Below are 6,264 nucleotides of genomic sequence, written 5' to 3'. Positions count from 1 at the left end.
GTATTGTTGTTGATATTCGTGGTGACAAAGTCTTGTTCCTACTTCAGGAACCATGAACAAGACTTTGTCACCACGAATATCAACAACAATACCCTCGCCTTTCCAGCCAGGATTGCGCTTTAAAAACAAACACTTGTAATGATCGTTACTAAAGCGAGTTACACGGCCAACACTAGCCAAAGCATTATTGTTAATGCCGACAATCTCTTTAACACGTTTTTTATCTAGCGTTGGCTTACCAGCAATGAAGTTTGATAATTGCTGATGTGCAAGTAGATCGTAATAACGTCTAAGTGGACTGGTAATTCTTAAGTACGAATCCAAGCCTAGGCCGTAATGCGGCAGTGGCTTAATAGAAGTGGCTGAACGCTTAAAGAACTTAATCGCTTGAAATGATTCGGCCGTACTCAGATTCTCTTTCTTATCTAGCACTTCCTGTGGGAAGTCACCTTCATCTTGCAAGGCATACGGCATAACAATGTCATTTTCTTGTGCATACTGCGAAATGGTGCGGCCCGCAGTAACCATAATCTCTGCAACAAAATCACGACTAGGACTGGATTTCTGCGGCTCGATTTGCACTTTTTCGTCAATGTATCTAACATCAACATTAGGCAAATTAAGACTGATTGATCCACTTTTTTCACGGAAAGCTTTATGCTGATCAACAAAAGTTTGAATCTTAATAAAATCAGGATTGCTATCTAGCTCTTGGTCAACAGCCTCATAAGTAGTATTGGTAACTTTAATGGTGCTGTGTACGACTTCAATATTACTAACAATACCTTCATTCATGTTAAGACCAATCGACAAAGCCGGTGAGGTTTCAGTTTCACCTAATGCTAATGCTTTGGTAATTGACGTAGGCAACATATGAATAATTTGCTCTGGCAAATATAGATTTGAACCACGCTCACGGGCGTATTCATCAAGCTCTGAGCCCGAATCAACAATGGTTGAAACATCCGCAATATGGATCCAAAGACGATCACCATCAACACTGATAGCGTCATCGGCATCATTAGAGCCTTCGTTATCAATGGCGTAACAGGTCATGTGAGTTAGATCGACACGCTCAATTTCTGGCAAGCTAACCTCAATCTCTTCATCTTCTGGAATGGAAAATCGTGCTGGATATGGGTTAAAACTGTCTGTAAAATAACCCACCTTAAGCAAGAATTTATAAGCAGACTCTTCATTGTTCTCAATACCCACATGATCTAAAATTTTTGCATGCTTTGACTGATTTAGGGCAACTTTAGCGGCCTCTTGCAAGTATGGAATATCTTGCTCGTCAAAAGTATTATTATTGAGATTATCGATACAATGCTGTAGGCTTTCAGCCGCTAATTTTTCTGCATTGCGCTTATCAAGAATGCCTTGAACCTGTTCATTTGGTCTGACAAAAACACTGTCTTTTTGCCAGTAAAAATACAATCCATCCTCAACCAATAGACAGGTGCACCAGGCAGTTTGGGCAGTATATTCATCAAACAGCCATTCAGTAATTTCTTGTAGTGTTAGAACTTCTTCTTGAAATTCTTCCAACACGCTAACATCTGCGTGCGCACACGAGTCATTCACCTTGGTAAATTCAGGATGAATAAATCGAAAATCTTTTTCTCTAACCTTGCGTGTTACGCCGTCTGTAAATTCTATTTCAAATTTATGTGTAGCAACATTAACAACGCGCGCAGGCTTGCCTTTATAGGCAACCAGTGAATTAACCAAGAGCTGCTACTTAATCTAGAGTGTCAGCATAATCTTCAGCAGACATTAAGTCGTCAATCGCTTCTGCTGTAAATTTTACTAACCAGCCGTCATCATAACAGCTTGAGTTGACTAATTCTGGCTCAGCATCTAATGCTTCATTGACCGCAATTACTTCAAGATCAACAGGCGCATAAACGCCACTAGCTGCTTTAACTGATTCAACTACACAAAATTCATCTTCATGTGAAGCTTCATCACCTTCGCTAGGCAATTCAACGAATACCATATCGCCAAGTAATTCTTGAGCATGATCAGTAACGCCCATTGTGTATGTTCCATCACCGTTATCTAAAATCCACTCATGGGTTTCAGTGTATTGTCTGTCGTCTCTTACTTCACTCATACTCTTTACTGCGCCGTTTCTCTTTTTTTCAAAAGAAAAATACTTGCAAACTCCTAGTAATTAATAATATTTTTTTTAAACTAATACTTTGCCATTTCGTACAAATGGCGGTTTGACTATTTTAGCCGAAACCAATTTATTTCGCATCTCGATTTCACACAACCCTTCTGCGTCTTTTGGCACGCTTGCTAACGCAATAGCCTTGCCCATACTTGGAGAGAATGTACCTGAAGTCACTTCACCTTCGCCTAAACTAGTCACAACTTTTTGATGATCGCGTATGACGCCTTTGCCTTCTAATACAAGGCCAACAATGGTTTTTTCAGTGCCTTCTGCTTTTAGTGCTTCTAATGCATCGCGACCAACAAAACGTCTTTCTTCATTGGTTAAATCTACAGTCCAAGTTAATGCCGCTTCTAATGGTGAGACTTCGTCATTCATTTCTGAGCCATATAAACTCATACCAGCCTCTAAGCGAAGTGTATCTCGAGCACCTAAACCGCAAGGCTTGACATCTGCCTCTAATAACATTTTCCAAGTAAATTCAGCTGACTTCTCAGGCAGCATAATCTCAAACCCATCCTCGCCGGTATAACCAGTACGAGCAATAAACAAGCCACCTAAGCCTACCGCATTAAAAGGATTTAATTCACCAGCAACCTCTTCAACACCTGGCATAGCGGCAAAGACTTTTTCACGGGCATTTGGCCCTTGAACGGCAATCATAGCCAGATCAAATTGAGGTTTAACACTCACACTAAATACTGCTGCTTGCTCATTAATCCAAGCGATATCTTTTTCTGTAGTGCCTGCATTGATCACCATGCGATAATCTTTGTCATCTAAATAGTAGACAATCAAATCATCAACCACACCACCAGTTTCATTAAGCATGCAGCTGTATAACGCCCTACCCTTTGTTTTTAATTTATCAACATCGTTTGCAATTAATGTTTGCAAGAAAACTTTCGCATCTGCACCTTTGATGTCAACCACTGTCATGTGAGAAACGTCAAACATGCCGGCATCAGTTCGAACCTGATGATGTTCTTCAATCTGAGAGCCGTAATTAAGTGGCATTTCCCATCCACCAAAATCGACCATCTTTCCTTCAGCATCAATATGTGCTTGATATAACGGTGTGCGTTTCATAATTTCTATTTCTCTTTTTCTTTAATGTATTTACTGATAAAGGTGACCGTTATGATTATCAAAATAAACGTTAACCCCATTGTTCCAAATAATTTGAAATTTACCCATGACTCCTCAGTCTGTTGCGCAACAAGACAAAGTTGCTCTGCAGTTGTTGCTACACAATCTAGTTCTGTTAATTCAATTGATGGGTCTAATTCAGTTGCGCCAAATAAAGCCTCTCGGGTCTTGAGTGCCACCTCAACATAATAAGCATTAACTATGGCGATACCTACAAACCCAAGCCCCCAAAGCCAAGTCAACTGATCCCAAACTTGAGACGGTAAATCTAATTCTTTTCCTAACATCCGTTGCAGTAACGTCTTTTCGCCAATCCACATACTCAGTATTAATGCTAAGGCAAAGACAACATACAGCACACTAACCTTCCACATAATAAACGCAGGGTCTTTAACAGCTAATGTAATGCCGCCAAACACCACCAGCAAACCAAAAGTAATAATATGCGCTTTCTCAAATTTTCCCGTTTGAAAACGAGAAACGCCCATTTGTATAGCAGTAGCAGCGATCATCGCGTAAATCGCCGCATATAGTCCCATTGTTTTATAAACAATAAAGAAAAGAACAATTGGAAAAAAATCAAGTAAAAATTTCATTTAGTTACCCCAAACATTTCGTAGAACAAAAAGCTTTACCATTTGGAATAATGGCTTCACTTTCAGGAATATGCATTTTACAAACACTGCAAGAAAGCATTTTTCTAGTAGATGGCTGAGCAATGTCATTGTTTTTTACTTGTCGAAGTTTGCGCCAAATGCTAAAACCTAGCCAGACAATTAAAACAATAATAATTAACTTTACAATTCCCATAGAAACCCACCACAAAAAAATAGAATTTTACCAATGCTTAGTATATAATTGCTTCTTTTTAATGTGTCTATAGTAATTACACAATTCATGCCCGGGTGGTGAAATTGGTAGACACACAGGACTTAAAATCCTGCGCCTTCACGGGCGTGCCGGTTCGATTCCGGCCCCGGGCACCATATTCTATTAAATAAGACTTCTTCGGAAGTCTTTTTTTTGTCAAAAAATAAGACTGATCACCTCTTTAACATCTTTAAATGCCTTAATGTCATTGATATAAAATAACTACATGACAAAAAAAACATCTCAAAAAGTCTCTACAAAAATTGACACTCTTAACGATCTTGCGCAGCTAGCTGATTATTCATTTATTAATACGCTTAATTGCGACCCTGATGCAAAAGCAAATGGTGTTGATCACGACACACGACAAGTATTTTCAGGTCACTATGTCTCGGTCAACCCAACGCCGATAGAAAACCCAGAGTACATTACACATAGTAAGGATTTTTTTCACGAGCTTGGTTTTGCAGACAAGTTAGCGCAAGCTGACGATTTCATACAAATGTTTTCTGGCAACACCTCGAGCGTTCCAAAACCGATGCGTACAGCTGGATGGGCAACTGGCTATGCACTTTCCATCTTTGGTACTGAATATTATCAACAGTGTCCATTCCAAACTGGTAATGGCTATGGTGATGGTCGTGCCGTTTCAGTGCTTGAAGCTGTGATTAATAACCAGCGCTGGGAAATGCAGCTAAAAGGCGGAGGGCGTACGCCATATTGCCGAGGTGCAGATGGCCGTGCCGTTCTACGCTCAAGCATCCGCGAATTTTTAGCTCAAGAGCATATGCATGCACTTGGCGTACCAACGTCAAGATCACTCAGCTTATATGTTTCAAAAACAGAAAGAGTTAACCGCCCCTGGTATTCAGAAGGCTCTCGTTCAATGGATCCTGATATGCTTGCCTCAGAGTCAGTTGCCATTTCTACGCGTGTTGCGCCATCGTTTATTCGAGTTGGACAGCTAGAGCTCTTTGGTCGTCGTGCCCGTAAGAATGAGCATCCACAAGCTATGCAAGAGCTTGAGATGATGGTATTACACTTAATTGATCGTGAATATGCTAATACAATCGACCAGCAGCTAGATACTGCAGAAAAAGTGGTGCTACTTGCACGTGAGTTTCGTAATCGTTTGACTTCTCTGGTTGCTAACTGGATACGTGTTGGCTATTGCCAGGGAAATTTTAATAGTGACAATTGTGCCGCTGGTGGCTTTACTCTCGATTTTGGCCCATTTGGATTCTGTGATGAGTTTAACCCACGCTATCAACCTTGGTCAGGTGGCGGAGATCACTTTGCCTTTCTAAACCAGCCAATAGCAGCTGAACGTAACTTTCAAATGTTCTGCAAAGCGCTGCAACCTTTACTGACTTCGCATCATGACCATCTACAAGTGCTAGAAGAAATTAAAAATGGCTTTGCACAAACAATGCAAACACAAATGGAAAAAATGTGGGCCGATAAACTTGGCTTGGATGAATTTAACGCGGAACTGTTCAGCGAGCTAGCCACTCTCATGATACAAACTCCAGTGGACTATACACTCTTCTTTCGTGAGCTCTCATCAATACCTGAGGATATTACCGCTCTTAAAGAAAGCTTTTATGTAAATTCAACGTCAGAAGAGATAGATAAGCACTGGTCTGAGTGGCTTAAAAAATGGCAGCTAATCAGTTGTAGCCCGGCCAACTTAAAAGCTACTGCAACCCACTCTCGTGAGGAGCTCTCGAAAAAAATGAAACTCATTAACCCAAAATACAGTTTGAGAGAGTGGTTTGTTAAACCTGCATATCAGCAGGCAACTGAGCAAAATTATTCATTAGTTCGAGAACTACAAGATGTGATGACACAACCTTATGCAGAGCAATCTAAGGATATTGAAGAGAAATACTACCGATTAAAACCCTCTGAACTGTTTAATATTGGCGGATTGACACAATACAGTTGTTCATCATGATTTATTCAACAACTAATTAAACAAAGGCTGATGATTGATGCGATTAAATTTGCAGACTTCTACAAATAACATAAGTAGTTTATAATTTATTTTATACATATTATCAAAA

The 6,264-nt window shown here is 40.1% G+C and carries 6 protein-coding genes and 1 tRNA gene; 2 read left to right on the top strand and 5 right to left on the bottom strand.

From position 1 onward, the window contains the following. The 5 genes from P8M52_RS03585 to P8M52_RS03565 all read right to left on the bottom strand — a co-directional run. A partial coding sequence (locus P8M52_RS03585; protein ID WP_300307441.1) for a ribonuclease catalytic domain-containing protein occupies positions 1–1,731 on the bottom strand: 1,731 nt, incomplete at its 3' end. 10 nt (positions 1,732–1,741) lie between these two features. Next, on the bottom strand, positions 1,742–2,116 hold the full coding sequence (gcvH, locus tag P8M52_RS03580) for a glycine cleavage system protein GcvH (RefSeq protein ID WP_300307438.1): 375 nt from the start codon (positions 2,114–2,116) through the stop codon (positions 1,742–1,744). Between the two features lie 75 nt (positions 2,117–2,191). Next, entirely contained in the window at positions 2,192–3,268 is a 1,077-nt protein-coding gene (gcvT, locus tag P8M52_RS03575) for a glycine cleavage system aminomethyltransferase GcvT (protein ID WP_300307433.1), read from the bottom strand. Positions 3,269–3,273: 5 nt separating this feature from the next. Beyond that, positions 3,274–3,924: an inner membrane-spanning protein YciB gene (locus P8M52_RS03570; protein WP_300307430.1), complete on the bottom strand. Its 651-nt coding sequence runs from the start codon at positions 3,922–3,924 to the stop codon at positions 3,274–3,276. Positions 3,925–3,928: 4 nt separating this feature from the next. Further along, complete coding sequence (locus P8M52_RS03565; protein ID WP_300307427.1) at positions 3,929–4,138, bottom strand: PP0621 family protein; 210 nt, start codon at positions 4,136–4,138, stop codon at positions 3,929–3,931. 89 nt (positions 4,139–4,227) lie between these two features. Here P8M52_RS03565 and P8M52_RS03560 point away from each other — a divergent pair. Then, positions 4,228–4,314, top strand: a tRNA-Leu gene (locus tag P8M52_RS03560). A gap of 110 nt (positions 4,315–4,424) precedes the next feature. After that, complete coding sequence (locus tag P8M52_RS03555) at positions 4,425–6,155, top strand: protein adenylyltransferase SelO family protein (RefSeq protein ID WP_300307424.1); 1,731 nt, start codon at positions 4,425–4,427, stop codon at positions 6,153–6,155. Positions 6,156–6,264: the final 109 nt, after the last annotated feature.

It is taken from the genome of Candidatus Thioglobus sp., from assembly GCF_029243085.1.
Taxonomy (GTDB): domain Bacteria; phylum Pseudomonadota; class Gammaproteobacteria; order PS1; family Pseudothioglobaceae; genus Thioglobus_A.
The sequence above is the reverse complement of the archived record's forward strand: the minus strand, read 5'-3'. Positions and strand labels throughout refer to the sequence as shown.

Bases quoted from the DNA above. Each gene is read 5' to 3' on its own strand.
- gcvH (WP_300307438.1), bottom strand. From the start codon at position 2,116: ATGAGTGAAGTAAGAGACGACAGACAATACACTGAAACCCATGAGTGG.
- gcvT (WP_300307433.1), bottom strand. From the start codon at position 3,268: ATGAAACGCACACCGTTATATCAAGCACATATTGATGCTGAAGGAAAG.
- P8M52_RS03570 (WP_300307430.1), bottom strand. From the start codon at position 3,924: ATGAAATTTTTACTTGATTTTTTTCCAATTGTTCTTTTCTTTATTGTT.
- P8M52_RS03565 (WP_300307427.1), bottom strand. From the start codon at position 4,138: ATGGGAATTGTAAAGTTAATTATTATTGTTTTAATTGTCTGGCTAGGT.
- P8M52_RS03555 (WP_300307424.1), top strand. From the start codon at position 4,425: ATGACAAAAAAAACATCTCAAAAAGTCTCTACAAAAATTGACACTCTT.